General features: G+C 63.1%; 24 protein-coding genes. 11 read left to right on the forward strand and 13 right to left on the reverse strand.

Going from position 1 to position 23,947, the window contains the following annotated elements; genetic code table 11:
• Positions 1-101: 101 nt before the first annotated feature.
• From ASD64_RS00815 to hemC, 4 genes are all read right to left on the reverse strand, one after another.
• Positions 102-1,721 (reverse strand): heme biosynthesis protein HemY, encoded by a 1,620-nt coding sequence (locus tag ASD64_RS00815; protein ID WP_056099194.1) that lies wholly within the window; start codon positions 1,719-1,721, stop codon positions 102-104.
• A gap of 10 nt (positions 1,722-1,731) precedes the next feature.
• Positions 1,732-3,156, reverse strand: coding sequence for a COG4223 family protein (locus tag ASD64_RS00820; RefSeq protein ID WP_056099197.1), 1,425 nt, complete (start codon positions 3,154-3,156; stop codon positions 1,732-1,734).
• A gap of 73 nt (positions 3,157-3,229) precedes the next feature.
• Positions 3,230-3,979, reverse strand: coding sequence for a uroporphyrinogen-III synthase (locus ASD64_RS00825; RefSeq protein WP_056099200.1), 750 nt, complete (start codon positions 3,977-3,979; stop codon positions 3,230-3,232).
• Between the two features lies 1 nt (position 3,980).
• Positions 3,981-4,907, reverse strand: coding sequence for a hydroxymethylbilane synthase (gene hemC / locus ASD64_RS00830; protein ID WP_056099203.1), 927 nt, complete (start codon positions 4,905-4,907; stop codon positions 3,981-3,983).
• 99 nt (positions 4,908-5,006) lie between these two features.
• Between hemC and tsaD the strand changes: the two genes are divergently transcribed.
• The 5 genes from tsaD to ASD64_RS00855 are packed head-to-tail and all read left to right on the forward strand — an operon-like array spanning position 5,007 to position 8,515.
• Positions 5,007-6,095, forward strand: a complete 1,089-nt coding sequence (tsaD, locus tag ASD64_RS00835) for a tRNA (adenosine(37)-N6)-threonylcarbamoyltransferase complex transferase subunit TsaD (RefSeq protein ID WP_056100150.1) — start codon at positions 5,007-5,009, stop codon at positions 6,093-6,095.
• Complete coding sequence (locus ASD64_RS00840; RefSeq protein WP_056099206.1) at positions 6,092-7,093, forward strand: NAD(P)H-dependent glycerol-3-phosphate dehydrogenase; 1,002 nt, start codon at positions 6,092-6,094, stop codon at positions 7,091-7,093. Before tsaD ends, ASD64_RS00840 begins: the two co-directional genes overlap by 4 nt.
• A 16-nt stretch (positions 7,094-7,109) precedes the next feature.
• The gene (locus ASD64_RS00845; RefSeq protein ID WP_056099209.1) at positions 7,110-7,403 is read left to right on the forward strand and encodes a YciI-like protein; all 294 of its coding nucleotides are present in this window, start codon (positions 7,110-7,112) and stop codon (positions 7,401-7,403) included.
• Between the two features lie 36 nt (positions 7,404-7,439).
• Complete coding sequence (locus ASD64_RS00850; RefSeq protein ID WP_056099212.1) at positions 7,440-7,865, forward strand: EVE domain-containing protein; 426 nt, start codon at positions 7,440-7,442, stop codon at positions 7,863-7,865.
• Positions 7,820-8,515, forward strand: a complete 696-nt coding sequence (locus ASD64_RS00855) for a class I SAM-dependent methyltransferase (protein ID WP_056099214.1) — start codon at positions 7,820-7,822, stop codon at positions 8,513-8,515. The genes ASD64_RS00850 and ASD64_RS00855 overlap by 46 nt, the downstream gene beginning before the upstream one ends.
• Before the next feature lie 107 nt (positions 8,516-8,622).
• On the opposite strand, the gene ASD64_RS00860 is transcribed toward ASD64_RS00855, so the two are convergent.
• Positions 8,623-9,171 (reverse strand): L,D-transpeptidase family protein, encoded by a 549-nt coding sequence (locus ASD64_RS00860; protein ID WP_244480676.1) that lies wholly within the window; start codon positions 9,169-9,171, stop codon positions 8,623-8,625.
• Positions 9,172-9,311: 140 nt separating this feature from the next.
• Here ASD64_RS00860 and ASD64_RS00865 point away from each other — a divergent pair, with 140 nt between their 5' ends.
• Both ASD64_RS00865 and ASD64_RS00870 read left to right on the forward strand, forming a co-directional pair.
• Entirely contained in the window at positions 9,312-9,995 is a 684-nt protein-coding gene (locus ASD64_RS00865; protein WP_056099219.1) for a response regulator transcription factor, read from the forward strand.
• A gap of 190 nt (positions 9,996-10,185) precedes the next feature.
• Positions 10,186-10,641, forward strand: a complete 456-nt coding sequence (locus ASD64_RS00870) for a cyclic nucleotide-binding domain-containing protein (RefSeq protein ID WP_056099222.1) — start codon at positions 10,186-10,188, stop codon at positions 10,639-10,641.
• Between the two features lie 7 nt (positions 10,642-10,648).
• Here the strand turns inward: ASD64_RS00870 and ASD64_RS00875 are convergent, their stop codons facing one another.
• The 3 genes from ASD64_RS00875 to ASD64_RS00885 form a co-directional block, all read right to left on the reverse strand.
• Positions 10,649-11,452: an exodeoxyribonuclease III gene (locus ASD64_RS00875; RefSeq protein WP_056099225.1), complete on the reverse strand. Its 804-nt coding sequence runs from the start codon at positions 11,450-11,452 to the stop codon at positions 10,649-10,651.
• Between the two features lie 177 nt (positions 11,453-11,629).
• On the reverse strand, positions 11,630-12,304 hold the full coding sequence (locus ASD64_RS00880; protein WP_056099228.1) for an outer membrane lipoprotein carrier protein LolA: 675 nt from the start codon (positions 12,302-12,304) through the stop codon (positions 11,630-11,632).
• Positions 12,305-12,491: 187 nt separating this feature from the next.
• Positions 12,492-15,158 (reverse strand): DNA translocase FtsK, encoded by a 2,667-nt coding sequence (locus ASD64_RS00885; protein WP_056099231.1) that lies wholly within the window; start codon positions 15,156-15,158, stop codon positions 12,492-12,494.
• Between the two features lie 303 nt (positions 15,159-15,461).
• On the opposite strand from ASD64_RS00885, the gene ASD64_RS00890 reads away from it, so the two are divergent.
• A complete protein-coding gene (locus ASD64_RS00890; RefSeq protein WP_056099235.1) occupies positions 15,462-15,836 on the forward strand; it encodes a hypothetical protein in 375 nt (124 codons plus the stop codon).
• 377 nt (positions 15,837-16,213) lie between these two features.
• On the opposite strand, the gene ASD64_RS00895 is transcribed toward ASD64_RS00890, so the two are convergent.
• The 5 genes from ASD64_RS00895 to tesB all read right to left on the reverse strand — a co-directional run bounded on the left by ASD64_RS00895 (position 16,214) and on the right by tesB (position 21,532).
• On the reverse strand, positions 16,214-16,945 hold the full coding sequence (locus ASD64_RS00895) for a hypothetical protein (RefSeq protein WP_056099238.1): 732 nt from the start codon (positions 16,943-16,945) through the stop codon (positions 16,214-16,216).
• Between the two features lie 104 nt (positions 16,946-17,049).
• Entirely contained in the window at positions 17,050-18,342 is a 1,293-nt protein-coding gene (locus ASD64_RS00900) for an NCS2 family permease (RefSeq protein WP_056099240.1), read from the reverse strand.
• A 376-nt stretch (positions 18,343-18,718) separates the two neighbouring features.
• Positions 18,719-20,068, reverse strand: coding sequence for an ammonium transporter (locus ASD64_RS00905; RefSeq protein ID WP_056099244.1), 1,350 nt, complete (start codon positions 20,066-20,068; stop codon positions 18,719-18,721).
• 31 nt (positions 20,069-20,099) lie between these two features.
• Positions 20,100-20,438 carry a P-II family nitrogen regulator gene (locus ASD64_RS00910; RefSeq protein WP_056099245.1) on the reverse strand — a complete coding sequence of 113 codons (339 nt, stop codon included), beginning with the start codon at positions 20,436-20,438 and terminating at the stop codon, positions 20,100-20,102.
• Between the two features lie 230 nt (positions 20,439-20,668).
• Positions 20,669-21,532: an acyl-CoA thioesterase II gene (gene tesB, locus ASD64_RS00915; RefSeq protein WP_056099250.1), complete on the reverse strand. Its 864-nt coding sequence runs from the start codon at positions 21,530-21,532 to the stop codon at positions 20,669-20,671.
• 101 nt (positions 21,533-21,633) lie between these two features.
• Here tesB and ASD64_RS00920 point away from each other — a divergent pair, with 101 nt between their 5' ends.
• The 3 genes from ASD64_RS00920 to ASD64_RS00930 all read left to right on the forward strand — a co-directional run bounded on the left by ASD64_RS00920 (position 21,634) and on the right by ASD64_RS00930 (position 23,917).
• Positions 21,634-22,881, forward strand: a complete 1,248-nt coding sequence (locus tag ASD64_RS00920; protein WP_056099253.1) for a ubiquinone biosynthesis hydroxylase — start codon at positions 21,634-21,636, stop codon at positions 22,879-22,881.
• Positions 22,882-22,928: 47 nt separating this feature from the next.
• The gene (locus ASD64_RS00925) at positions 22,929-23,387 is read left to right on the forward strand and encodes a YbaK/EbsC family protein (protein WP_056099257.1); all 459 of its coding nucleotides are present in this window, start codon (positions 22,929-22,931) and stop codon (positions 23,385-23,387) included.
• A gap of 104 nt (positions 23,388-23,491) precedes the next feature.
• On the forward strand, positions 23,492-23,917 hold the full coding sequence (locus ASD64_RS00930; protein ID WP_056099261.1) for an OsmC family protein: 426 nt from the start codon (positions 23,492-23,494) through the stop codon (positions 23,915-23,917).
• Positions 23,918-23,947 lie beyond the last annotated feature (30 nt).

The following is a 23,947-nucleotide window of genomic DNA, read 5'->3' on the forward strand; positions in this document are numbered from 1 at the left end:
ACTGATTCCCGTTAGCCCGAAACTATCCACAAGCGGAATAAACCGCAAATGCAGCGATGGAACCGGCCTGATTTACGATCCGGTTTCTGAACCGCCCCGGATCAGAATAACCTGAAGCGGCCAGGCGTCGCCGTCGTCGCGTCTTCAGGTTCGACGCCGGGATCGTCGGGCAGGCGCACCGGATGCTCCGCTGCGTCCGTTGTCTCATGAAGCGTTGGCGTTGGGGCATCAACGATGATCGGCTGCTCGGCCGTGACCGGCCCCACTGAGCTTTTTCCATGCCGGGTCGAAGCTTTCGCGGTCGGCTTCGCGGCATGATCGACGACATCGTTTACCGCCGTTGCATCCTCACGACCTTGAATGCCAGCCAACGGCGCCGCAATGGCGACGGAAATCTCGGCGCCGCTCGCCTCATTGTCGATCAGTTGGCCAAATCGCTCCGTCGGCGCGCGCCATTCGAAGGCGTCGAGTTTTCCGGTCACAGGCGAGATCGGCGCCCAGCGCTCGGAAACGACGCCATCGGCCACCCAGACCGGATCGCGCGGCGCACGCACGGCCTTGGCCAGCCACTGCCGGACCTTGCCCTCGTCACCGGTTTCGGCCTCCTCGATGTCGGCCAGCAGCAGATAGGCGCCCTCGCGACGGTCGATACGGATAGCCGCTTCCGCCTCGGCCCTTGCGGCCCTGTAGTCCTGCGCGTCGAGCGCGGCGCGCGCGACGGCAAGCGAAGCCTCGGCGTTGTTCTTCTTCATATCCTGCAGCTTGCGCGCCCGGCCAAGCCGGTCGAGCACGGCGTCGCCCGGGCGGGCGTGGGTGTAGAGATCGGCGATTTCGGGATGCGGTTCGGCGCGCCAGGCAGCCTCCAAGACCTTGGTGCCCTTGCGCACGTCGTTCTGCTGGAAAAGTGTTTTGGCGGCAACGATGGCTGCCGGCACGAATTCCGGTTGCAGACGATTGGCTTCCAGAGCGGCGGCCCTGGCCCCGGCGGGATCGCTGTCCATGAGCGCCTCGGCCTTGGCGGTCAGAAGCACGGCGCGACGGCGGTTGGCCGCGTCGCGCTCGATCTGGTGCGTGGATTTCTGCGCATTGACCAGGGTCAGCGCTCCGTCCCAATCGCCGCGCGCGGTCAGTTCCTCAAGCGTCGATTCCGCCGCCCAGGCAAGCTGCGGCGCTGCAGAGGCGGCACGGCCCGCATAATGACGCGCAGCGGTGCGGTCGCCGAGCCGCTCCGCCTCCAGATAAAGCCCGCGCAGGCCGAGCAGCCGCATCTCGGGATCGTCCAGCATGGCCTCGAACTTCTGGCGGGCAGCGTCATGATCGCCTTCGAGCAAGGACGCCTGCGCCTCCAGAAGATAGATCAGCGGCTCCTGATCGGAGCGGATCAGCTTGGCGGCTTCCTTGCTCTTCTTGCGCGCCAGCCCGGCATCGCCGGCACCGGCCGCGATCATGCCGGTCGACAGCGCCTGATAGCCACGGTCCCTGCGCCGCACCCTGAAATGCCGGGCAATGGCATAGGGACTGTTCCAGACCGACTTGACCAGCCACCACGCGATCATGATCGCGGCAACCACCGCGACGATCGCAACCGCCGCCACCATCAGGCTGATCTGATACTGGTAACCGTCGAAGGTGACGACCATGTCGCCCGGCCTGTCCGCCAGCCAGGCGAAGCCAAGCCCGAGCGCGAAGACGACGGCTAGGAAAAACAGGATGCGGATCATTGCCTGTGCCTCACGTCTTCATGGCGCTGGAAATCAGCGCATCGATCTGGGTCTCGACCTCCATGCGCGCCTTGAGCCTGGCAGCGAATTCGGCGCCGGCGGTCCTGGCCGCATCCGGCAGGCTGTCATATTCGGCAAGCGCCTTGGCGTAGTCGGCCTGGGTCACGGCCACTTCCATGCGCGCCACCGTCTCGGGAACGCCAGCACCTTCCACAGCCCCTATCGGCCGCACCTTCACCAGCGATTCCGCGCTCGACATCAGGCGCTCGACAAAGCCGGCATTCTCGTCGACCGGCCTTGCCGCCGCGACCATTGCGTTGGCAGCGGCATCGGTTTCGGCGGAAATTTCAGCGCGCGTTGGCACGCCCTTTTCCGCATGGGCGCGTAGCGTCGCCGATTGGGGGGCGTCGGGCGCGATCGCCGCGAAGGTTTCAAGCTCGGCCGCGAAAGGCGCCCCGCGATCGAGCGCCGATTTCAACGCCGAGGCTGCGATCGCCAGCGCGATCTTGGGCTGCGAGGCCTGCGCCTCGACCGTGGTCGAAAGCGACGAGACGGATTGTTCCAGTGCCGCCAGCCGATCCCCCTGCCCCGCTGCGGCATCGGCTTCAGATTTGATCGAGGCTTCGAGGGAAGACAATTTGTCATTGATCGGCGTGAGGTCGACCGGTTCGACCTTGGCTGCCCCGCCCAGCGCCGTGACGGCAGCCTCGATCTGCTGAACCTTGTCGGTCAGCGCGGCAACCTGTGCCCCATCGGCCGGCGTGCTGGCCTCGACCGAGGCCTTCAGCGTGGTAAGGTCTGCCCTGACCTGATCCAGCGCTTGTGATAACCCATCAACCTTGGCGGCGGCATCGCCGCCGCTTCCGGAGTCCGCAAGGGCGGCGACCTCCCTTTGCAGCGAAGCCATCTGACTGTTCACGCCATCCAGCGCAGCGGAACCAGGCGCGCCAAGAATGCCGGCGAACTGCAGCGCGCCGGCCCCTGCAAGGGCGATGACGCCGCCCAGAATACCCGCCGCAATGCCGTTCATCCCACTGCGCCCCGATTTAGCCGGTGCAGCGGTGGCGCCAGCCTCGTCCGCTTCCGCCCAGTTGGGCGACGGCTCGCTCGAAGCATTGCTCGAAGGCCAATCCTCCGTCGACTTGGGAGGCTGGTCGTTGAACGAGTAGTCGAAACTGCCGCGCTCCGAACCGACCGTCGTCTCGGCGTTGTCCGCCGACTTGTCCGATTCGGCGGCGGCTTCCGTGCCCTGGCCATGATTTGCAGCGGCGACGGCATCCGGCTGCAAGGCGCTTTGCGCCGATTCGGCAGCCGACTCATCATTTGGAGCCGAGGCCTTGTCGTCAACGATATGCGAAACGGCATCCGGCTCGAGGTCGATCGTCACCGGATCGCGTGCCCTTTTCGAATGGCGCGTTTTCGGCGTCTTGACCATGCCTGGCTCCCCAAAACTCGGTTCGTCTTTACCGCACCGCCAAGAGGCAATGAGAAAAGAGGTCTAGCACACCTCAAAGCGGTGAAAAGGGGCGGTGTGATGACGCGGTTCGGGACAGCGTTGCCAAAAGCGCCAGCAATGCCGGCTCCGTCGGCCGGGATGCAACCCGCACGGCGCTGCCGCAATTCGGCCCCAACGCCGACGCGATGCGTTCGGAAAGCGCGAAAAACCCTGCGCCCTCAAACAGATGGCGCAGTTCGGTCCGCGCGGTCAATTGCCCGGCGGCATGAGCCGCCTTGGCCGAGTAGAGCAGCAGCGCATCGACAGGCCGGTCAGCCAAACGGTCGCAAACAGCCTCGCTGGAGTACTCCAAACTGACGGTATCGTAGCTCTCCAATGGATGGACCCGCACGCCGGCCCGGCCCAGCCGATCCTCGAACCCGGCGAAGCGGGCCTGCCCGCACAGATAGACCAAAGCACCGGAAAAGGACGTGGCGATCTGGTCAGCCAGCGCCAGCGCATCGCCCGGACCTTCATGCACCGGGGACAAGCCCGCCGCCCGCGCGGCTTCGGCGGTCTTCGGTCCCACCGCGTAGCACCGGAGTCCGGAAAGCCTTGAAAGCAGCTCCGGCGTGGCGTGGCGGATCGCATTGGCGCTGGTGACGGCAACCGTCGCGGCGCCGGTCGGCACGGCTTCCGGTCCCAGCGGCAGCGGCCTGGTATCGGAAAGCGGCAGGAGCACTGGCTCGAAGCCCAGTTCCGCCAGTTTTTGGGCCGTACGGCTGGCCCCCGGCTCAGGTCGCGTGATCAACACGCGACGCATGTCAGAACCAGCCTTCGAAGAACTGTGTGCCGGCCTTGGCGCGGATATCGGCTCCCGCCTGGCGGCCGATGGCGGCGGCGCTGGCGGCATCTCCTTGCGCTTCGATCTCGTGCCAGACCGTACCGTCCGGCGTGATGATCAGACCCTTGAAGCTCAGCCCGCCGGCCTCAACAGTCGCATAGCCGGCAATCGGCGTCCGGCACGAGCCGTCGAGCGCGGCAAGGAATGCGCGTTCACAGGCGAGCGCCTGCCCGGTCGCCACGTGATGGATCGGCTGGAGCATCCGCGTCACGGCTTCGTCGCCGACGCGATTTTCAATGCTGATCGCGCCTTGGCCCGGCGCCGGCGGAAAGGTCTCGAGCGCCATCACGTCGGTGGCGATATGATCCATGCCGAGCCGCCTCAGCCCGGCCAGCGCCAGTATGGTGGCTTCCGCGACGCCTTCGTCGAGCTTGCGCAGGCGTGTCTGCACATTGCCGCGAAACAGCACGACGTCGAGATCGGGCCTGATGCGGCGGATCAGGGCCTGCCGGCGCAGCGACGACGAGCCGACTTTTGCACCCTGCGGCAGGTCGGCGATGGATCTTGCCGTCTTGCCGATGAAGGAATCGCGCGCATCCTCGCGCGGCAGGAAAGTGGACAGGTCCAGCCCTTCCGGCAGCACGGTCGGCATGTCCTTGGACGAATGCACCGCGATGTCGATGCGCCGGTCGTACAGCGCCTCCTCCAGTTCCTTGGTGAACAGGCCCTTGCCGCCGGCTTCCGACAGCGGGCGATTCTGGATGCGGTCGCCAGTGGTGGTGATGGGCACGATCTCGAATGCCTGTTCCGGCAGGTCGTGCGCCTTCATCAGCCTGGCGCGTGCCTCGTGCGCCTGAGCCATCGCAAGTTGGCTGGCGCGCGTTCCGATTTTCAATACAGTTTGCATGACGCGCGGTCCGTGATAACCCCCCGGCTTGGCAAGGTTTGGCAAGCTTTCTCCTATCGGGGAAAACACCGTCGGGCAATGTTGAAGGTTTGCGACGAATTGATCCGTGTGCTTGGTATAGAGACGAGTTGTGACGAGACGGCAGCGAGCGTCGTCTCGTTGGCGAACGATTCCCGCCCGGAAATTCTTTCCAACATCGTATTGAGCCAGATCGAGGAGCATGCCGCATTCGGCGGCGTCGTGCCCGAAATCGCCGCCCGCGCCCATGTCGAGGCGCTTGACGGCATCGTCGAGGCGGCGCTGGCTGATTCCGGTTTCGATCTATCCGACATCGACGCCATAGCGGCGACTGCCGGGCCCGGCCTTGTCGGCGGCCTGATCGTCGGGCTGATGACGGCCAAGGCCATTGCCGCGGCAGCCGGCAAACCGCTCATCGCCATCAACCACCTGGAAGGCCATGCGCTTACTGCGCGCCTCACCGATGGTCTGGAATTTCCTTATCTTTTGTTGCTGGTTTCCGGCGGCCACACCCAGATCGTGCGGGTGGCCGGTGTCGGTGACTACCAGCGCTGGGCGACCACCATCGACGATGCTCTGGGGGAAGCCTTCGACAAGACGGCCAAGATGCTCGGCCTGCCTTATCCCGGCGGCCCAAACGTCGAAAAGGCCGCAGCCACGGGCGATTCGACCCGTTTCGCCTTTCCACGGCCGATGAAGGGATCGGCGCAGCCGGATTTCTCCTTCTCCGGTCTCAAGACCGCCGTGCGGCAGGCATCCGCCGCCATTGCCCCGCTGACCGAGCAGGACGTTTGCGACATCTGCGCCTCGTTCCAGGCGGCTGTGGCCGACGCTTTGGCAGACAGGGTCTTGCGCGCACTGAACCGCTTCCGCGCCGAGTTCCAGGCCATCGAGACGCCGGCACTGGTCGTGGCGGGCGGTGTCGCCGCCAACCGGGCGATCAAACAGACGCTTGAGCAGCTTTGCCGGCAAACCGGCTTCCGTTTCGTCGCACCGCCGCTGAAGCTTTGCACGGACAATGCCGCCATGATCGCCTGGGCAGGGATCGAGCGGCTCCAGTCCGGCATGGTGGATGCCGATGCCTTCGATTTCGTGCCGCGCTCGCGCTGGCCGCTCGACGGCGTGTCGGCACCGGTCGTCGGCTCAGGCCGGCGCGGAGCCAAGGCATGACAACCATCGACGCAAAAGCCTGGCGCATCACGGTGCTTGGCGGTGGAGCCTGGGGAACGGCGCTTGGACTGGCCATGCTGCGCGCCGGCCATTCGGTCCGGCTGTGGGCGCGCGACGCCCAGATGGTCGCCTCGATCGGACGCGGTGAAAACCCGCGCTATCTGCCGGGCATCGCCCTCGACACCGGCATCGCCGCGACCACCGATATCCGCGAAGCGCTTGCCGACGCCGACTGTGTGCTGGTGGTGACGCCGGCGCAATCGTTGCGCGCGGTTCTGGCGCAAGTCGCGCCCGACATCCGGGGCAATGCGCCTCTTGTGCTGTGCGCCAAGGGCATCGAACGCGAAACCGGGGCGCTTTTGTCATCCATCGTCGCGGAAATCTTGCCCGGCAACCCGGTTGCAATCCTGTCCGGTCCGAGCTTTGCCGCCGACGTCGCCCGGGGATTGCCGACGGCTGTGGTTGTCGCGGCACGCCAGGAGACGCTGGCGATCGAACTCGCGGCACGCTTTTCGGCACGGAACCTGCGCTGCTACTCCAGCGACGACGTCACCGGCGTCGAGATCGGCGGCGCGCTGAAGAACGTCTTCGCCATTGCAGCCGGGGCTGTGACTGGCGCCGGCCTTGGCGCCAGCGCACAAGCCGCAATGGTCACACGCGGCTTCGTCGAACTGCGCCGTATCGGAGCTGCCTTCGGAGCAAGGCCGGAAACATTGATGGGCCTGTCCGGCCTCGGCGACCTGCTGCTCACCTGTTCCTCCACCCAATCGCGAAACTTCGCCTATGGCCTTGCCTTGGGACGAGGCGAACCGCTTGCCGGCAGGCCGCTGGCCGAAGGTGTGGCAACAGCGGCAATCGCCGCGCGCATCGCCGCAGAACGCGGGGTCGATGCGCCAATCATCATGGCCACCGCCGCCATACTCGACGGCAGCGTCACCATCGGCGAGGCCGTTTCGGCCCTGATGGCGCGGCCGCTCAAGAACGAAACAGAAGTTTAGGCAGGAGAACCACGGAATGCTGTTTGCGTTGATTTGCAAGGATAAACCAGGCGCGCTGCAAATTCGCATGGACACGCGCCCGCATCATGCCGCCTTCCTGAACGGCCTGAACGATGAAAAGAAGCTCGCCTTCGCCGGCCCCTTCCTGGACCCGGATGGCAAGCCCAATGGCAGCCTGGTCGTTATCGAGGCAGCCGATCAGGCAGATGCCGAAAAGATTGCCGCCAGCGACCCCTACGCCAAGGCGGGCCTGTTCCAGAGTGTCGAGGTGCAGCCCTGGAACTGGGTATTCAACAAGCCGGCAGCATAACGGCTCGACGACGCAGGCGACAACGGGGAGCGCGCAATGAACTACTGGCTGTTCAAATCCGAGCCATTCAAGTTTTCCTTCGACGATCTCAAGAAGCTGGGCGCCAGGGGCACGCAATGGGACGGCGTGCGCAACTATGCGGCGCGCAACAACATGAAGGCGATGCAGATCGGCGACCTCGGCTTCTTCTACCATTCCAATGAAGGGCTCGACATCGTCGGCATCGCCGAAGTCTGTGCGCTGGCCCACCACGACACGACGACCGACGATCCGCGATGGGAGTGCGTCGACATCCGCGCCGTGCGCGATGTGCCGACGCCGCCGACGCTGGCCGACGTCAAGGCCAATCCGAAACTCTCCGAAATGGCGCTGGTGCGGCTGGGGCGTCTTTCCGTCCAGCCGGTAACGCCGGCCGAATGGAAGGAAGTCTGCCGCATGGGCGGCCTCGACCCGGCGACGTGACACTCACGCCCGCAACGGCCGAACGCTTCATTCGCGACAACACGGTGCTGCTGGCCCCGCCGCATGTGCCGGAAATCCTGCTGCATCTTGCCGACGAAGCGCATGATCTGTGGCGGCGCACAGAGGAGGAACTGGCCGAAATCGGCTTGCCGCCGCCCTTCTGGGCTTTTGCCTGGGCCGGCGGCCAGGGCCTGGCGCGCTACATTCTCGATCACCCGCAAACAGTTCGCGAACTCAAGGTTCTGGATTTCGCATCAGGTTCCGGCCTTGTCGCCATTGCTGCCGCAAAAGCCGGCGCGGCCGAAGTGGCGGCGGCCGACATCGACCCGTTTTGCGAAACGGCGATCCGCCTCAACGCCGACGCCAACGCGGTGCAAGTGCACTTTCTAGGTGCGGACTGCATCGGGACCGACGAAGGATGGGATATCGTGCTCGCTGGCGATGTTTTTTACGAAAAGCCCTTTGCCGATCGCCTGATTCCCTGGTTTTCGGCCCTCAAGAGCCGCGGCGCTACCGTCCTCGTCGGCGATCCGGGCCGCGCCTATCTGCCGACATCCGGTTTTGAGAGACTCGCAGTCTACGAAGTGCCGGTCACGCGGGTGCTGGAAGATGCGGAAGTCAAGAAAACCAAGGTGTTGCGGCTCGTCTGAGGCTCTAGAGCGCGTCGCGATCTTTCAGATCCGCTGGCGCGCTCTAAGTGTTTGTTTTTATGCATGTCGTTATCCCGAAACCGGTTCCCACTTTCGGGCGACATGCATTAGCGGACGACTTTCAGCATCGTTTTACCCGACAATAACGGCAACAACCGCGCCATGGTGCGCGCCGTCACCGCCACGCAGCCTTGCGTCGGTGTGAAACCCGGCCGGGCCAGGTGAAAAAAGATGGCGCTGCCACGGCCCCGCCGCCGTGGCGCGATGTTCCAGTCCAGTACCAGACAGGCATCGTAGAGCCGGTCTTCGCGGCGCATCCGCTCGTGGCTGGCGCCGTAAGGGATGCGCACCGGCCGGTTGTAGTTACGATCGTCCGGCACCTCGCACCAGCCGAGATCGGCGCCGATCGGCGCCATCGGCAACCGTGTTCTGCGCGCTTTGGCAAAATGATCGTTGCGAAAATAGCCGGCCAGAATGCGCATCGACGCGAGCGGCGTCGCGCCATCGCCTTCCCGCTTGTTTGCCGATATGCCGCCCTTGCCCAAAGCGCAGGGAAAGACCAGTTTCCCCGCCTGCAGGAAGCCCTGGCTCCGGTTGCCTGGCTTCGCCCTGACGATGAGGATTCGCAAACCCGAACGGAAAGTTGCATCCGCCACATTGCGCTCGCGTTTTTTCAGGTATGATCTGGCCACGGAACAAATCACTGTGATCGGTTGCTGTGCCGGTCAGCTTCCGCATAAACGGACAACGGTCAACTGGCGGCTGCAAAAAACATTTCAAAACAACGGATTGATCCATGACTTCTCGGACCATACTGATTGTCGACGACGACGAAGACCTGCGTGCCACCCTTGTGGAGCAGCTTTCGCTTTATGAGGAGTTCGATGTGCTGCAGGAAGCGACAGCCGCCAAGGGCATGTCGGCGGCGCGCACGGGGCTGATCGATCTGCTCATCATGGATGTCGGTTTGCCCGACCTGGATGGCCGCGAGGCGGTCAAGATGCTGCGCAAGGGCGGCTACAAGGCGCCCATCATCATGCTGACCGGCCACGACACCGATTCGGATACGATCCTGGGTCTCGAGGCCGGCGCCAACGACTACGTCACCAAGCCGTTCCGCTTCGCCGTCCTGCTTGCCCGTATCCGGGCCCAGTTGCGCCAGCACGAGCAGAGCGAGGATGCCACCTTCTCGGTCGGCGGCTACACATTCAAGCCCAGCCAGAAGCTTTTGATCGACCAGCGCGGCGGCAAGGTGAGGCTCACCGAAAAGGAAGCCTCGATCATCAAATATCTCTACCGGGCCGAGCAGAAGGTGGTAACCCGCGACGTGCTGCTCGAAGAGGTATGGGGCTACAATTCGGGCGTGACCACCCACACTCTGGAGACACATGTCTACCGCCTGCGCCAAAAGATCGAGCGCGATCCTTCCAACGCCGAAATTCTTGTGACAGAAAGCGGTGGCTACAAGCTTGTTCCTTAAAGAATTTAGCGTTTATTGACCATGTGCGATTCGGGGCGGTGTCGCGCCAGAGCGGTTTCGATTTCGTCGAAATCGGCAAAACCGCTCTATCTCTTTGTTTTAATCGCATTTCCGGCCGCAAAACCGCTTCACACTTTTGCTGGAAATGCTCTAGTAGGGGAAGCGACCTGTCGGTACGGGGACATAGCTGATGGCGCTGGATGACGATATTCGCATCCTATCTGCCGTGGAACTGTTCGCGGACTTCACGCAGGAACAGTTGCGCCTGCTCGCCTTCGGTGCGGAAACGACCATCCTGCATGCCGACCGGAAACTTTTTCTCGAAGAGGACGAAGCCGATTGCGCCTATATCGTGATCAGCGGCCGCATCGTCCTCTACCGCGAAGCGGATGAGGATCGCGTTCCCATAACCAATGCCGGCCCGGGGGCCATTCTGGGGGAACTGGCGCTGATCTCCGACACCAAGCGCCTGACCAGCGCTTCGGCGGCCATCGATTCGGAGGTGCTGCGCCTCAGCCGCAAGATGTTCCGGCGCATCCTAGAGGAATACCCGGACCTTGCGGTGCAATTGCACCATCGCATCCTGGCGCAGTTCCAGGCGTTGATCGACCGCATCGAGCAACTGGCGCCGCGTTTCTCCGGCTGATCCCCGGCTACAGATCGAACCGCGCGATGACCGGCACATGATCGGACGGCCGCTCCCATCCGCGCGCGTCGCTCAAGATGTCGTAGCCGGCAAAGCTGGAAGCCAGGTTGCGCGACGACCAGACGTGATCGAGCCGCCGCCCGCGGTTGGAGGCTTGCCAATCCTGCGCCCGGTAACTCCACCACGTGTAAAGCTTCTGCTCGTAAGGCACGTTGAGGCGCATCAGGTCGACCCACTCGCCGGCCTCGCGCATCGCCTCGAAATTCGTCGTCTCGACCGGCGTGTGGCTGACCACTTTCAGGAGTTGCTTGTGCGACCAGACGTCATGCTCCAGCGGCGCGATGTTGAGATCGCCGACCAGAACCGAGCCTGACACCTCGTCATGAGCGGCCCGGATGGCACGCATCTCCTCGATGAAGTCGAGCTTGTGCTTGAATTTCCGGTTGATCGCCGGATCCGGCTCATCGCCTCCCGCCGGCACATAGAAATTGTGCAGCAGGATCGACGTACCGTTGGCACGGACGGTGACGGAAATGTGCCGGCTGTCCTCGATATCGCAGAAGCGCCGCTTCTCGACCACATCGATCGGCCTGCGCGCGACGGTCGCCACGCCGTGGTAGCCTTTCTGGCCGTGGATTGCGATGTGCTCGTAGCCGAGCTTGCGGAATGCCTTTGCCGGGAAAAGATCGTCGGGGCATTTGGTTTCCTGAAGGCACAGGACATCCGGCTGGTGTTCGATGAGCAGGCGCTCCACCAATGGCATTCGCAGTCGTACCGAATTGATGTTCCAGGTCGCAATCGTGAAAGCCATCTATCTCGTCCATTCGGGCGCATAGCGCACGACCGATGGCCGCCCTCGCTTCACTTTTCACGCCCCTGTCAGGTATCGGGCGGCAACCTGCCAGCAGCCGTGGTCAAACACAAGCCAAGGCACGTCCGGCAATGCGTCGTGCCGTGATGTCCACAGGTTGAATGGGGCGTCTGTCGATTACTTCTGGCGGGAGTTGAGCTCGCGATTGGCCCGGTAATCGATGGCGAAGGTGTTGGCGGCGAAATTCACGCCTTCCTTCACATTGAAGATCATCACCGTCGTGTCCTTGCCCTGGGCGTCGGTAATCGTCCATTGACGCAACTCGTAGGTCTTCGGGTCGAACATCATCGTGATCTTGGAATTGCCGAAAACCGACTTGTCGGCAAGCTGGATGGTGGTGAGGTCGTCTTCCTGCTTGACGCTTTGGACCCGATCGCCGGAAAGGTCTATCCGCGTGTCCAGAAGAAGCTTGAGCGGGGTCTTCGACAGCGGATAAAGATCGGACGTCCTCAGCTTCTTGTTGAGGATGACCACCGATGTGCCGTCCGAAACGACCTGGAAATTTGATGGCCCTTCATAGTTGAACCGGATCTTGCCCGGCCGTTCGAGGAAGAACTTGCCGCCCGTCTGCTCGCCCTTAGGGCCGAACTGCACGAACTCGCCGGTCATCGTCTTGACCCCGGAAAAATGGTCGGCGATCTTCTGCGCCGCCTCGGGCGCGGAAGCCTGGGCCGAAGCCAGCAGGCGGAAGCCCGGCACGACATTCAATGCCGCCGCACCCGCGAACGCGAGGCCAAGGCCTATGAGCCGGCGGCGCGTGGGGGCGAACTCGGCAAGTGTGTCGTTAGCCATGCTTTTCACTCTCGTCTCTTTAGAGCGCCGCGCGTCTGACCAGACGCATAAAGGACGCTCTAACACTTTGATTGAGCATCGGAATAATCCGAAAGACCGGATTCCACCTTTCGGTCCGATGCTCTAGGTCGTGAACTCATGACCTCTCAGTAGGGCTTAAGTTTGGCGAGCTGGGAAAGTTCCCGGTTCAGAACTTGTCGTCTTCGGTCGGCACCAGGATTTCGCGTTTTCCCGCATGGTTGGCCGGACCTACAACGCCCTCCTTTTCCATCCTTTCGATGATCGAGGCTGCGCGATTGTAGCCAATGCCGAGACGCCGCTGGATATAGCTGGTCGAGGCCTTGCCGTCGCGCAACACCACGGCAACAGCCTGATCGTAGGGATCGTCGGAATCGTCGAAGTTGCCGCCGCCTGAACCTCCCTTGGCGGATGGTTCGTCATCGTCCTCGCCGTCGTCTTCCGTGATGGCGTCGAGATACTCCGGCACGCCCTGCAGTTTCAGATGAGCAACGATCTTCTCGACCTCGTCGTCGGAGACGAACGGCCCGTGCACGCGCTGGATACGGCCACCACCGGCCATGTAGAGCATGTCGCCCATGCCGAGCAGTTGTTCTGCGCCCTGCTCGCCAAGAATGGTGCGGCTGTCGATCTTGGACGTAACCTGGAAGGAAATGCGGGTTGGGAAGTTTGCCTTGATGGTGCCGGTGATGACGTCGACGGAAGGCCGCTGCGTCGCCATGATGACGTGGATGCCGGCGGCGCGCGCCATCTGGGCAAGACGCTGCACCGCGCCCTCGATGTCCTTGCCGGCGACCATCATCAGGTCTGCCATCTCGTCGATGATCACGACAATGTAGGGCATCTGTTCGAGATCGAGGTGCTCCGTCTCGTAGATCGCTTCGCCGGTCTGGCGGTCGAAACCGGTCTGCACCGTGCGAGAGATCTGCTCGCCCTTCTTGTCGGCCTGGGCGACGCGGGCGTTGAAGCCGTCGATGTTGCGCACGCCGACCTTGGACATCTTGCGGTAGCGGTCCTCCATCTCGCGCACGGTCCATTTGAGCGCGACGACGGCCTTCTTCGGATCGGTTACCACCGGCGTCAAAAGGTGCGGAATGCCGTCATAGACCGACAGTTCCAGCATCTTCGGATCGATCATGATCAGCCGGCATTGCTCCGGCGTCATCCGGTAGAGCAGCGACAGGATCATCGTATTGATGGCGACCGACTTGCCCGAACCGGTGGTGCCGGCAACCAGGACGTGCGGCATCTTGGCGATGTCGACGATGACCGCCTCGCCGTTGATGGTCTTGCCCAGCGCCAGCGCAAGCTTGGCCTTGGTGGTCTCGAAATCGCGGCTGGCCATGATCTCGCGCAGATAGACCGTCTCGCGCTTGGCGTTGGGCAGTTCGATGCCGATGGCGTTGCGGCCGGGAACCACGGCGACGCGGCAGGCGATGGCGCTCATCGAGCGGGCGATGTCGTCGGAGAGCCCGATGACGCGCGACGACTTGATGCCCGGCGCAGGCTCCAGTTCGTAAAGGGTAACCACCGGGCCGGGGCGAACGTGGATGATCTCGCCCTTGACGCCGAAATCCTCCAGCACGCCTTCCAGCAGGCGGGCATTCTGCTCCAGCGCCTCTTTCGACAGGCTGGCGTCGCGCACCACGTTGGGCGGATCGGACAGGAAGTGCAGCGACGGCATCTCAAACGAATGCGAGCCGATCAGCGAGGTCTGCGCCTCTCGCTGGACGCGGCTGCCGGGCGCCGGGCGCGGCGCTGGTGCGGCAACCCTCGTGGCCGCGTCGGATCGGAAGTTCTGGACATGCCCAGCCTCCGTCCGATGGGCCGGTGCGGTGTCATCCGCAAAACCCATTTCGTCCATATCGCGATCATCGTCGCCGAAGATGTCGGCATCATCGGGATCGAGCGACGCACCACGATCATGGACCATGGCCGCGAAGAATTGCGGTTCGACGCGAGCCCGCCCATCCATGCTCATATGAGCCTCTGCCAACTCGGCGGATTCCACCCGTTCGGCGGCACGCCGCCAGGCACTGGAACGCGGTTCCATTTCCGGTTCGAAATGATCGTTACGATCACGGCGGCGGACGGAGCGGCGGCGCAGAAAAGCGCGAAACGACAGCCACCAGTGCGTGAGCGCGCCAAGCGCCAGCATGCCCTCGCTGTCGTCGTCGTCGTCGTCCTTCTCGAACAGCACCTGATCGTTGTCGACCGCTTCCGGCCTCTCCGGTTCTTCCATGACCGCAAAGCCGTTCTTGCGGGCGATGAGAGCGGCGCCAAAGGCAAACAGCCAAAGCGCCGGGCCTGCAAACAGCAAGGCAAGAAACGTGGCGAACAGGCCGGTGGGATAACCGCCGATGAAAAGCCCCGGAATATGAAGCACCATGTCGCCGACCACGCCGCCGAGCCCTGTCGGCAACGGCCAGGTGTTCGGTGGCACGACACAGCCTGCCATTGCCGCCGCCAGCACGGCAAAGCCGAACCAGGCCAATCCGCGCCTGGGCAAATTGTCGACGCCGCGCGCGGAAAACAGCAGGAACCCCCAGACGACTGCCGGAACAAGGCCCGCAACCGACGATAGGCCGAAGAACTGCATGGCAAGGTCGGAGAACACCGCTCCCGCGTACCCCATGGCGTTCGTTACAGAATTGTCGGTAGCGTGCGAGAAACTGGGATCGGCCACGTTCCATGTAGCAAGGCTGGCGATGCCGAAGGCAACGAAAGCAACCAGGCCGCAGCCTGCCAGCCGGCCGACCTGCCGGCGCGCGAACGCCTGTAAGCCGCCGTAGCCGCTATCCTCGAGCATCAACCGTGCAGTAGCTTCTGAACGCATGCAGCAGTCCCCGTCACTCAATGCTGCGCCGACGCACGCTAACGGGTCGGCGGACTCACCCGTCAGACTATTGGGAGGAAGGTTAAGGCCGCATTAACCATGCAGCTTTCGAAGCCTCGCTTCACAACGGTCGCGGGTTGCGCGTTACCGCTGCCGTACAGGCCGTTCACGGCTGCAAAGAACTTGAAGAGGCTTCAGGGATCTGGACCAAGCAAATTCCGGTGCTTTCCTATTCAAATATGGTTGTAGCAGAATATTCGCAGGCGTAGCCTTTGCCGTTCGCAAAACGCTTTGGGGGTATTCATGCGCAAAATTGGTGACTTTTACATTCTGGCTGGCCTGATATGGCTGGTATTGGGTATGGCTTTCGGCATCTGGATGGGGATTTCCCAACAGTTCAACTTTGCCAACAGCCACGCTCATTTCAACCTTGTCGGCTTTGCAACTTCAGTGCTGTTCGGCCTCATTTACTGTCAGTATCCCGGCATGGGGCAGTCGCGCCTGGCAATCGTCCAGTTCTGGCTTTACGAGATCGGGGCTGTTCTCCTAGTTGCCGGCAAGGCCATGGTTGACGGTGGCGGCAGCGATACGCTGGTGAAGGTCGGTTCCATCGTCGTCATTCTCGGCGCGATCTTGATGGCGTGGATTTTCGCCAAGCGCCGCGCCCTGCCAGCCTGACAAGATCACGCTCTGCATTCATTGGCCCGCCCGGTCTCGACTGGCGGACCAATGTCTATCTCTTTGTTTTGGAATCGTATTTTCCGAAAATCGGATCCCACTTTTCGGTGCGATGCGCCACGCGGGCCAACTTTCGCGCCGCCGATCGCTAGAATGTGGCCCGACGGCAAAGAACGAGACAATTGAATTGAGGGCCGGCGCGGCTCGCGTCTCAGTGGGAGGAAGCCAGCGCCGGCCAGGCGATCACCATTTCAGGTCCGCCGCAGGACATAGGTGGGGTGCCATTCAACGATTTCAATAGCTTGCCTTTGAGGCCACGCCGGACTGGTCCAATATGCCGGCACATCCGAGAGGGTCGGCCGAGAACAGGCGAAAGACTACCAATTCGCCGCAGCGGGCGTCCAGAGACCGAAATAGGGGCAGCCGAGCACGTCGACAGGGCTGCGGACATGATCGACCATTTCGGGTTGTGCGACCCGCACCGCGCCGCACAACGTCCAGTTGAACAGGATCTTGAAATCGAAGCCATTCGCCTGCACGACGATGGCGCTCCCCTGCGGCAGTGAGGCCGGCATCTGCATGGCCAGCGCCGGATCGAGGTCCGACAAGGCAACGAAGCTTTTCGACGCCTTGGCCTCGAGACCGGCACGATCCGTCTTCTGCATGCCGATGACCGCGTCGGAAACCTTTCGTAGAAATTCGACGGCGACCGGGATTTGCGAAAGCCCGTTGCGATACTGGCGTTCCAGCACCTCCGCGGCCTGGTCAGACTGCGCCGGAGGCGTGAGCGCCCATATGCTCAAGGTCACGACGAATGCACCCAGCACGACGCCGGTGCCGAACGTCAGCCAGGGCCGCCTGATGCCCTGGGCCGCGGCTGCGACAGGCACCTTCGGCTCCGGTTTGGGCGCATGAGAGGCTTCGATCGCGCTGATGATCTCGTCCATCGCCGCCGATGCGCCGGTTCCGCCGTTGGATTGCCTGCCAAGGGCCATGCGGGCCGCGGCATAGACTTTCTGTCGTTCGGCAGGGGAACCGGCATCCCGGTCGGATATCGCCTTGCGAATGGCGTGCGCGAATTTCTGCCGGTCCATGATGCCCTCAATCATGGCCGTGCCCTATCATGGAAAACCCAGGCGCTCCAACCACCAATAGTCCGGCAAGAATCTGGAACAGGCCCGGATGAATCCGGGCCTGTTCTCCAATGGCCGGGTTATTCGCCCACCATCGCAAAGCGGATGACGAACAGCGCGGCAACCAGCCATGTTGCCGGGTGGACATCGCTGGCGCGGCCGGTCAGCGTCTTCAGCACGGCGTAGCTGATGAAGCCGAAAGCAAGGCCGTTGGCGATGGAATAGGTGAACGGCATCATCAGCGCCGTCAGGGCGGCAGGTGCTGCTTCGGTAATCTCGGCCCATTCGACCTCGACCAGTTCGCGCATCATCAGGCAGGCGACATAAAGCAGTGCCGGTGCCGTTGCATAGACGGGAACGGAGCCCGCGAGCGGCGAAAAGAACAGCGCCGCGAGAAACAGCACGGCGATCACCAGTGCGGTCAGCCCGGTGCGGCCGCCGGCCTGCACGCCGGATGCGCTTTCCACATAGGCGGTCGTGCTGGACGTGCCGAGCAGCGAACCGGCGACGATGGCGGTGCTGTCGGCCAACAGGGCGCGGCCGAGCCGGTTTGGTCTGCCTTCCTCGATCAGTTTTGCGCGCTTGGCGACGCCGATCAGCGTTCCGGTCGCATCGAAGACCTCGACCAGCACAAACACCAGGATGACATGCACAAGCCCGCTGTGCATCGCGCCGACGATGTCGAGTTGGAGGAAGGTCGGCGCGATCGAGGGTGGCATCGACACGATGCCGCCGAACTGGCTGACGCCGAGCGCCATGGAAAGGACAGTGATAACGAGGATGCCGATCAGTATGGCGCCACGTACCTTCAACGAATCCAGCGCGGCGATGATGAAAAAGCCGGCAATGGCGAGAAGCGGCCCGATCTTGGTCATGTCGCCAAGACCCACCAGGGTCGCCGGGTTGTCGACCACGATCTCGGAACTCTTCAGCGCGATGATGGCCAGGAACAGGCCGATACCTGCCGCGATGGCGCTGCGCATGGAATGCGGGATTCCCGCGATCAGCCAGCTGCGCACGCCAGTCACGGTCAACAGCAGGAAGATCATGCCGGAAATGAACACGGCGCCCAGCGCCTGCTGCCAGGTGAAACCCATGGCCCCGACCACGGTAAAGGCGAAGAACGCGTTCAGCCCCATGCCGGGCGCCATGCCGATCGGCCAACGCGCCACCAGTGCCATGATCAGCGAGCCGAGCGCGGCGGCCAGGCAAGTCGCGACAAATACCGCATTGCGGTCCATGCCGGTGGTCGACAGGATCTCGGGATTGACGAAGATGATATAGGACATCGTCAGGAAGGTGGTGACGCCCGCGATCACCTCGGTGCGGACTGACGAGCCTTCCTCCTTCAGCTTGAAATACGCTTCGAGCATTGCTGCTCCTCCTCTCGTGCCTCAATGCGGCGGCAGGGTATGCAGCCAGCGTCTCCGCGGAGCGCCGGCATGGCCGACATCCGCCTGGATCAATGCATATGAACTGACGTTGCCAACGGGGCCGAACATCGATTGCCCTGCGCTATTTTCAGGGACCACCGCGTTCCTTGGCGTCCTCCAACCCCGACCATGGCGCAACTTCTTCCCCTTGCGCCATGCGCGCAAGAGGGAACTCCCTCCAATCGATTCGAAGCTGTTTCGTGTTTTTGTTGAATGTGCGCGCTTGCAGCCGGTCAAAAAAGGCCCGGAACAAGTCCGGGCCAAAGGGCAGTCAATCGAAGGAAACCCTGAGGGGATGGCCCGGCTGGCCAGCCGCTCATGACGAGTGGTAGGCCACTTCTCCGTGCGAGGTGATGTCGAGACCCTGCGATTCGACGTCCGCTGCCGGGCGCAGGCCGATCACCAGATCGACAAATTTGTAGAGCACCGCCGACACGACGCCGCACCAGACGACCGTGACGACAATGGCGAGCAGTTGCGTCCATACCTGGCCGCCCATGGTCACGCCGTCGGCATAGCCGACCCCGCCCAGCGAGGCGGAGGCGAAGACGCCGGTACCCAGAGCCCCGACGATGCCGCCGATGCCATGCACGCCGAACACGTCCAGCGCATCGTCATAACCAAGCTTGATCTTCACCGAGGCGACGAAATAGTAACAGACGACCGAAGCGATGGCGCCGAGCGCGATCGCCCCGACCGGACCGACGAAACCAGCCGCCGGCGTCACCGCCACCAGCCCGGCTACGATACCGGAGGCCGCGCCCAGCATCGAGGCCTTGCCGCGCGCGACCGTTTCCACGACGGCCCACGCGATGGCTGCGCCGGCGGTCGCGGTAAAGGTGTTGATCATGGCGAGCGAAGCGATGCCGTTGGCCGCCAGCGCCGAGCCGGCATTGAAGCCGAACCAGCCGACCCACAGGATCGAGGCGCCGATCATCGTGAACGGCATCGAATGCGGGGCCATGTTGTCGCGGCCATAGCCCTTGCGCTTGCCGATCAGCAGCGCACCGACGAGCGCGGCAATGCCGGCATTGATGTGGACCACGGTGCCGCCGGCAAAGTCGAGCGCACCCCAGCCGAAGATCAGGCCGTTGGCATCCCAGACCATATGCGCGATCGGGAAATAGACCAGGCTGACCCACAGCACCACAAACAGCATGACGGCGGAAAACTTCACCCGCTCGGCGAAAGCGCCGACGATGAGTGCCGGCGTGATGCAGGCAAAGGTCATCTGGAAACAGATGAACACGAATTCGGGGATCGTTCCCGATTCCGAGGCCGGCGTGACGCCTGCGAGGAATACCTTGCCGAGGCCACCCCAATAAGGGCTGGTGCCGCCACCGAAAGCGAAAGAGTAGCCCCACAAAACCCAGACCACGATGACGACCGCAGTGATCATCGTGCATTGCATGAGGATCGACAGCACGTTCTTTGAACGAACCAGACCGCCATAGAAAAGGGCAAGGCCTGGCAGGATCATGAACAGCACGAGGACGGTCGATAAAAGCATCCATGCCGTGTTGCCCGTGTCGAGCGCCGAAACCGGAGCCGCTGCTTCCGCTGCCGCCGGTGCGGTTTCCTGGGCAAATGCCACGGCGGACCCGAACGCCCAGGCAGTGAACGGGGCCAGCATTCCCGCACGCTTGAAGGTGGAAGGAATTTTCATTGATCTCTCCATTTGCATATCGACCGACCGCTCAGAGCGCGTCGGTGCCTGTTTCGCCGGTGCGGATGCGCACGGCCTGCTCGATGCCGAATACGAAGATCTTGCCGTCGCCGATCTGGCCGGTCTTGGCGGCATTGCGGATAGCCTCGACGGTGCTGTCGGCAATGTCGCTGTCGACCGCGACCTCGATCTTGAGTTTCGGCAGGAAGCTCACTGCGTATTCCGCGCCGCGGTAGATTTCCGTGTGCCCTTTCTGACGCCCGTAGCCTTTGACTTCGGTGACGGTCAGGCCTTGTACGCCGATGGCAGTGAGCGCCTCGCGCACCTCGTCGAGCTTGAACGGCTTGATGACAGCCATCACGATTTTCATCGGCTCTTACCCTCTGCTTGTGCGGGTCCCCGCGTTGCACGTGGCCCAGCCGATCCATGTGAACCGGCGGGCATCCACGAGCATTCAAGCTCCGTGCCAATTGCTGGGCGCTAGAGTTAAAAGGCTGTTTTCGCTGATGTAATTCTATCTGTGGCCGCAGCTGGCTCGCAGGCGCAGCAATTCAAATGCTAAATTAATAAGCAGCTTCGGTTGATTGCCTAAAAAACAGGCTACCGCTTCAGCCGGATCAGGCCTTCCTGAGCCACAGACGCAACCAGCGTCCCATCGCGGGCAAACAACGAGCCCCGCGTGAAGCCGCGCGAGCCTTGCGTGGAAGGGCTGTCTTGCGAATAGAGGATCCAGTCGTCGAGAGCGTGCGGCCGATGGAACCACATAGCATGGTCAAGACTGGCTGCCTGGATATCGCGGTCGAAAATGGCACGGCCATGCGCAAAGGTCGAGGTATCGAGCAATGTCATGTCCGACAGATAGGCCAGCACCGCTGCCTGGATGGCGCGGTCTGCCGGCACCGGGCCGCTGGTGCGGATCCAGATGTTCTGTTTCGGCTCCAGCTTCTCGCGGCTCGTATAGTGCTTGAGCATGACCGGCTTCATCTCGATCGGCCGGTCGCGCTCCCAGTAGCGGCGGATGCCTTCAGGCACGGCCTCGCCGAATTTCCCGATCAGCTCGCGCTGCGACAGGAGCTTGTCGGGGGGCGGCACGTCCAGGGGCATCGGCACCTGATGCTCCAGCCCGTGCTCGTCGCGCTGGAATGAGGCTTCCAGCGAAAAGATCGCATTGCCGTGCTGGATCGCCACCACGCGCCTCGTGGTGAAGGAGCCGCCGTCACGGATGCGATCGACCTCGTAGACGATCGGCAGCTTGGTGTCGCCGGGGCGCATGAAATAGCCGTGCAGCGAATGCACGTGCCGCTCCGGTTCGACCGTGCGCTGTGCGGCAACCAGTGCCTGGGCGATGGTCTGGCCGCCGAATACGCGCTGCCAGTCGGTCTCGGGGCTGCGACCACGGAACAGGTTGTGTTCCAGCCGTTCGAGATCGAGTATGCTTAGAAGCTCGTCCATGGCTGCCGTCATGTTTGTGCCTTTGGCGCGATTGATCCGGGCCGGTGTCGGACAGGAATGGCAACTCGTCAAGGCTGCATATGCTGCCGCCGGCAACACGAAAGGTTTTGGCAATGGCTGAACGCAAGGCAATGGGCAAAGGCCAGGCCAAGCTGGACATACTGGTGGCTGGCGCGGGCTACGCCGGCCTTGCCGCAGCGGTATCGCTGAAGCAGGCAAGACCAAGCCTGGCCGTTGCCGTGGTGGATGCAGCACCTGCAGGCGTGTGGCAGAAGGACGGTCGTGCCTCGGCAATCGCCGCCGCCGCCTGCCGCATGCTCGACCGGTTAGGCGTGTGGGACGACCTTGCCCCGGAAGCCCAGGCGATCACCGAAATGGTGATCACCGATTCGCGCACTGCCGACCCGGTGCGGCCGGTGTTCCTGACTTTCGACGGCGAAGTTGCTCCCGGCGAGCCCTTTGCTCACATGGTTGCCAACCGCGACCTCAACGGTGCGTTGCGCAAGCGCGCCGGCCAACTCGGCATCGACATCATCGAAGGCGTAGGGGTTCGCAACTTCGAGGCCGACGGCGGCGGCGTCACCATTCATCTTGCCGACGGGGCGACGCTGAGAGCGCGCCTGCTCGTTGCCGCCGATGGCGTCAAATCGAAGTTGCGCGACCTGGCAGGCATCAAGACCGTGCATTGGAGTTATGGGCAGTCGGGCATTGTCTGCACAGTTGCCCACGAGCGGCCGCACAACGGCCTCGCAGAGGAGCACTTTTTGCCCGCCGGTCCGTTTGCCACCTTGCCGCTGAAAGGCAATCGCTCATCGCTGGTCTGGGTCGAGCGCACCGAGGATGCCGACAAGCTGGTGAGCGGCGACGACCTCGTCTTCGAGGCGGAACTCGAACGCCGCTTCGGGCTGAAGCTCGGCGAGATCCGGGTCGAGGACAAGCCGCGCGCCTGGCCACTCGGCCTGACGCTGGCCCGGGCCTTCGTCGCACCGCGCATCGCGCTTGCCGGCGATGCCGCTCACGGCATTCATCCGATTGCCGGCCAAGGCCTCAATCTCGGCTTCAAGGACGTCGCGGCACTGGCCGAGGTGATCGTCGAGGCCGACCGGCTCGGCCAGGACATCGGCGCGCTCGATGTGCTTGAGCGCTATCAGCAATGGCGGCGCTTCGACACCGTCCAGATGGGCGTGACCACCGACGTCCTCAACCGCCTGTTCTCGAACGACATTGCCCCAGTGCGCACGGTGCGCGACATCGGCCTCGGCATTGTCGAACGCCTGCCTCGCCTGAAGGAGTTCTTCATCCGCCAGGCCTCGGGCCTGTCCGGCGAAACCCCGCGGCTGTTGAAGGGCGAAGCCATCTGAGGGCAGCGCCCTTCCCCGAAGTTTTCATATCCAAGCAAGGTTCGTGCATGTCTCTTTCATCCGTTCGCGCTTTTTTCGCCGCCCACGCTCCCGAGATTGAAGTCATCGTCACCGAAGAAAGCTCGGCGACCGTAGCACTCGCCGCCCAGGCCCATGGCGTCGAGCCGGCACAGATCGCCAAGACGATCTGCCTGCGCGCCGGCGACACGATCATGCTGGTTGTGGCGGGCGGCATGGCACGCATCGACAACCGCAAGTTCCGCGACCGGTTCGGCGCCAAGGCCCGCATGTTGGATACGAACCAGGTCATGGAAGTGACGGGCCATCCGGTCGGTGGAGTGTGTCCGTTCGGCTTGCCTGCGCCGCTGCCTGTCTATTGCGATGCTTCGCTGCGTTCCTTCGACGAAGTGGTGCCTGCGGCAGGCGCCACCAACGCTGCGGTTCGGCTGGCACCCGAGCGGATGGCCGCACTCACCAATGCGCAGTGGGTGGACGTCTGCCAATAGCTGACCCAGTGCCCGTTGTTTGCCTTGCATCAACAACGACGTGCACTATCGTGGATATAGGCCGTACTGGCCGCTTTCGGCCACCGACAGATAAGGAGAATACCATGGACCGTCACGCAAACGCCGTCTGGAAAGGCACCCTCAAGGAAGGTGCCGGCACCCTCGACATGCAAAGCGGCGTGTTCAGCAAGCAGCCTTATTCCTTCAAGGGCCGCTTCGAGGACGAAAGCGGCAAAACGGGTACCAATCCCGAGGAATTGATCGCGGCTGCCCATGCCGGATGCTTCGCCATGCAGCTTTCCCACTTCCTGGCCGAGAACGGCACCACGGCCGAGAAGCTCGATGCAACCGCAGTGGTCACGCTGGTGCCCGGCACCGGAATCACCGGCAGCGCGCTCACCGTCGTCGGCACGGTGCCCGGCATCGATGCCGCCAAGTTCAAGGAACTGGCCGAGAAGGCCAAGGCCGGCTGCCCGGTGTCGAAAGCGCTTGGCGCCATCAACGTGACGCTCGACGCCAAGCTGGCGTAAATTTCTGCACAGACGCAGCGCTGCAAGAGG

Origin of the sequence: Mesorhizobium sp. Root157 (assembly GCF_001427385.1) — a bacterium.
In the GTDB taxonomy this organism is placed as follows: domain Bacteria; phylum Pseudomonadota; class Alphaproteobacteria; order Rhizobiales; family Rhizobiaceae; genus Mesorhizobium.

Excerpts from the sequence above, each read along its gene's own strand:
- ASD64_RS00815 (WP_056099194.1), bottom strand. The coding sequence starts at position 1,721 with ATGATCCGCATCCTGTTTTTCCTAGCCGTCGTCTTCGCGCTCGGGCTT.
- ASD64_RS00820 (WP_056099197.1), bottom strand. The coding sequence starts at position 3,156 with ATGGTCAAGACGCCGAAAACGCGCCATTCGAAAAGGGCACGCGATCCG.
- ASD64_RS00825 (WP_056099200.1), bottom strand. The coding sequence starts at position 3,979 with ATGCGTCGCGTGTTGATCACGCGACCTGAGCCGGGGGCCAGCCGTACG.
- hemC (WP_056099203.1), bottom strand. The coding sequence starts at position 4,907 with ATGCAAACTGTATTGAAAATCGGAACGCGCGCCAGCCAACTTGCGATG.
- ASD64_RS00840 (WP_056099206.1), top strand. The coding sequence starts at position 6,092 with ATGACAACCATCGACGCAAAAGCCTGGCGCATCACGGTGCTTGGCGGT.
- ASD64_RS00845 (WP_056099209.1), top strand. The coding sequence starts at position 7,110 with ATGCTGTTTGCGTTGATTTGCAAGGATAAACCAGGCGCGCTGCAAATT.
- ASD64_RS00850 (WP_056099212.1), top strand. The coding sequence starts at position 7,440 with ATGAACTACTGGCTGTTCAAATCCGAGCCATTCAAGTTTTCCTTCGAC.
- ASD64_RS00855 (WP_056099214.1), top strand. The coding sequence starts at position 7,820 with ATGGAAGGAAGTCTGCCGCATGGGCGGCCTCGACCCGGCGACGTGACA.
- ASD64_RS00865 (WP_056099219.1), top strand. The coding sequence starts at position 9,312 with ATGACTTCTCGGACCATACTGATTGTCGACGACGACGAAGACCTGCGT.
- ASD64_RS00870 (WP_056099222.1), top strand. The coding sequence starts at position 10,186 with ATGGCGCTGGATGACGATATTCGCATCCTATCTGCCGTGGAACTGTTC.
- ASD64_RS00875 (WP_056099225.1), bottom strand. The coding sequence starts at position 11,452 with ATGGCTTTCACGATTGCGACCTGGAACATCAATTCGGTACGACTGCGA.
- ASD64_RS00880 (WP_056099228.1), bottom strand. The coding sequence starts at position 12,304 with ATGGCTAACGACACACTTGCCGAGTTCGCCCCCACGCGCCGCCGGCTC.
- ASD64_RS00885 (WP_056099231.1), bottom strand. The coding sequence starts at position 15,158 with ATGCGTTCAGAAGCTACTGCACGGTTGATGCTCGAGGATAGCGGCTAC.
- ASD64_RS00890 (WP_056099235.1), top strand. The coding sequence starts at position 15,462 with ATGCGCAAAATTGGTGACTTTTACATTCTGGCTGGCCTGATATGGCTG.
- ASD64_RS00895 (WP_056099238.1), bottom strand. The coding sequence starts at position 16,945 with ATGATTGAGGGCATCATGGACCGGCAGAAATTCGCGCACGCCATTCGC.
- ASD64_RS00900 (WP_056099240.1), bottom strand. The coding sequence starts at position 18,342 with ATGCTCGAAGCGTATTTCAAGCTGAAGGAGGAAGGCTCGTCAGTCCGC.
- ASD64_RS00905 (WP_056099244.1), bottom strand. The coding sequence starts at position 20,068 with ATGAAAATTCCTTCCACCTTCAAGCGTGCGGGAATGCTGGCCCCGTTC.
- ASD64_RS00910 (WP_056099245.1), bottom strand. The coding sequence starts at position 20,438 with ATGAAAATCGTGATGGCTGTCATCAAGCCGTTCAAGCTCGACGAGGTG.
- tesB (WP_056099250.1), bottom strand. The coding sequence starts at position 21,532 with ATGACGGCAGCCATGGACGAGCTTCTAAGCATACTCGATCTCGAACGG.
- ASD64_RS00920 (WP_056099253.1), top strand. The coding sequence starts at position 21,634 with ATGGCTGAACGCAAGGCAATGGGCAAAGGCCAGGCCAAGCTGGACATA.
- ASD64_RS00925 (WP_056099257.1), top strand. The coding sequence starts at position 22,929 with ATGTCTCTTTCATCCGTTCGCGCTTTTTTCGCCGCCCACGCTCCCGAG.
- ASD64_RS00930 (WP_056099261.1), top strand. The coding sequence starts at position 23,492 with ATGGACCGTCACGCAAACGCCGTCTGGAAAGGCACCCTCAAGGAAGGT.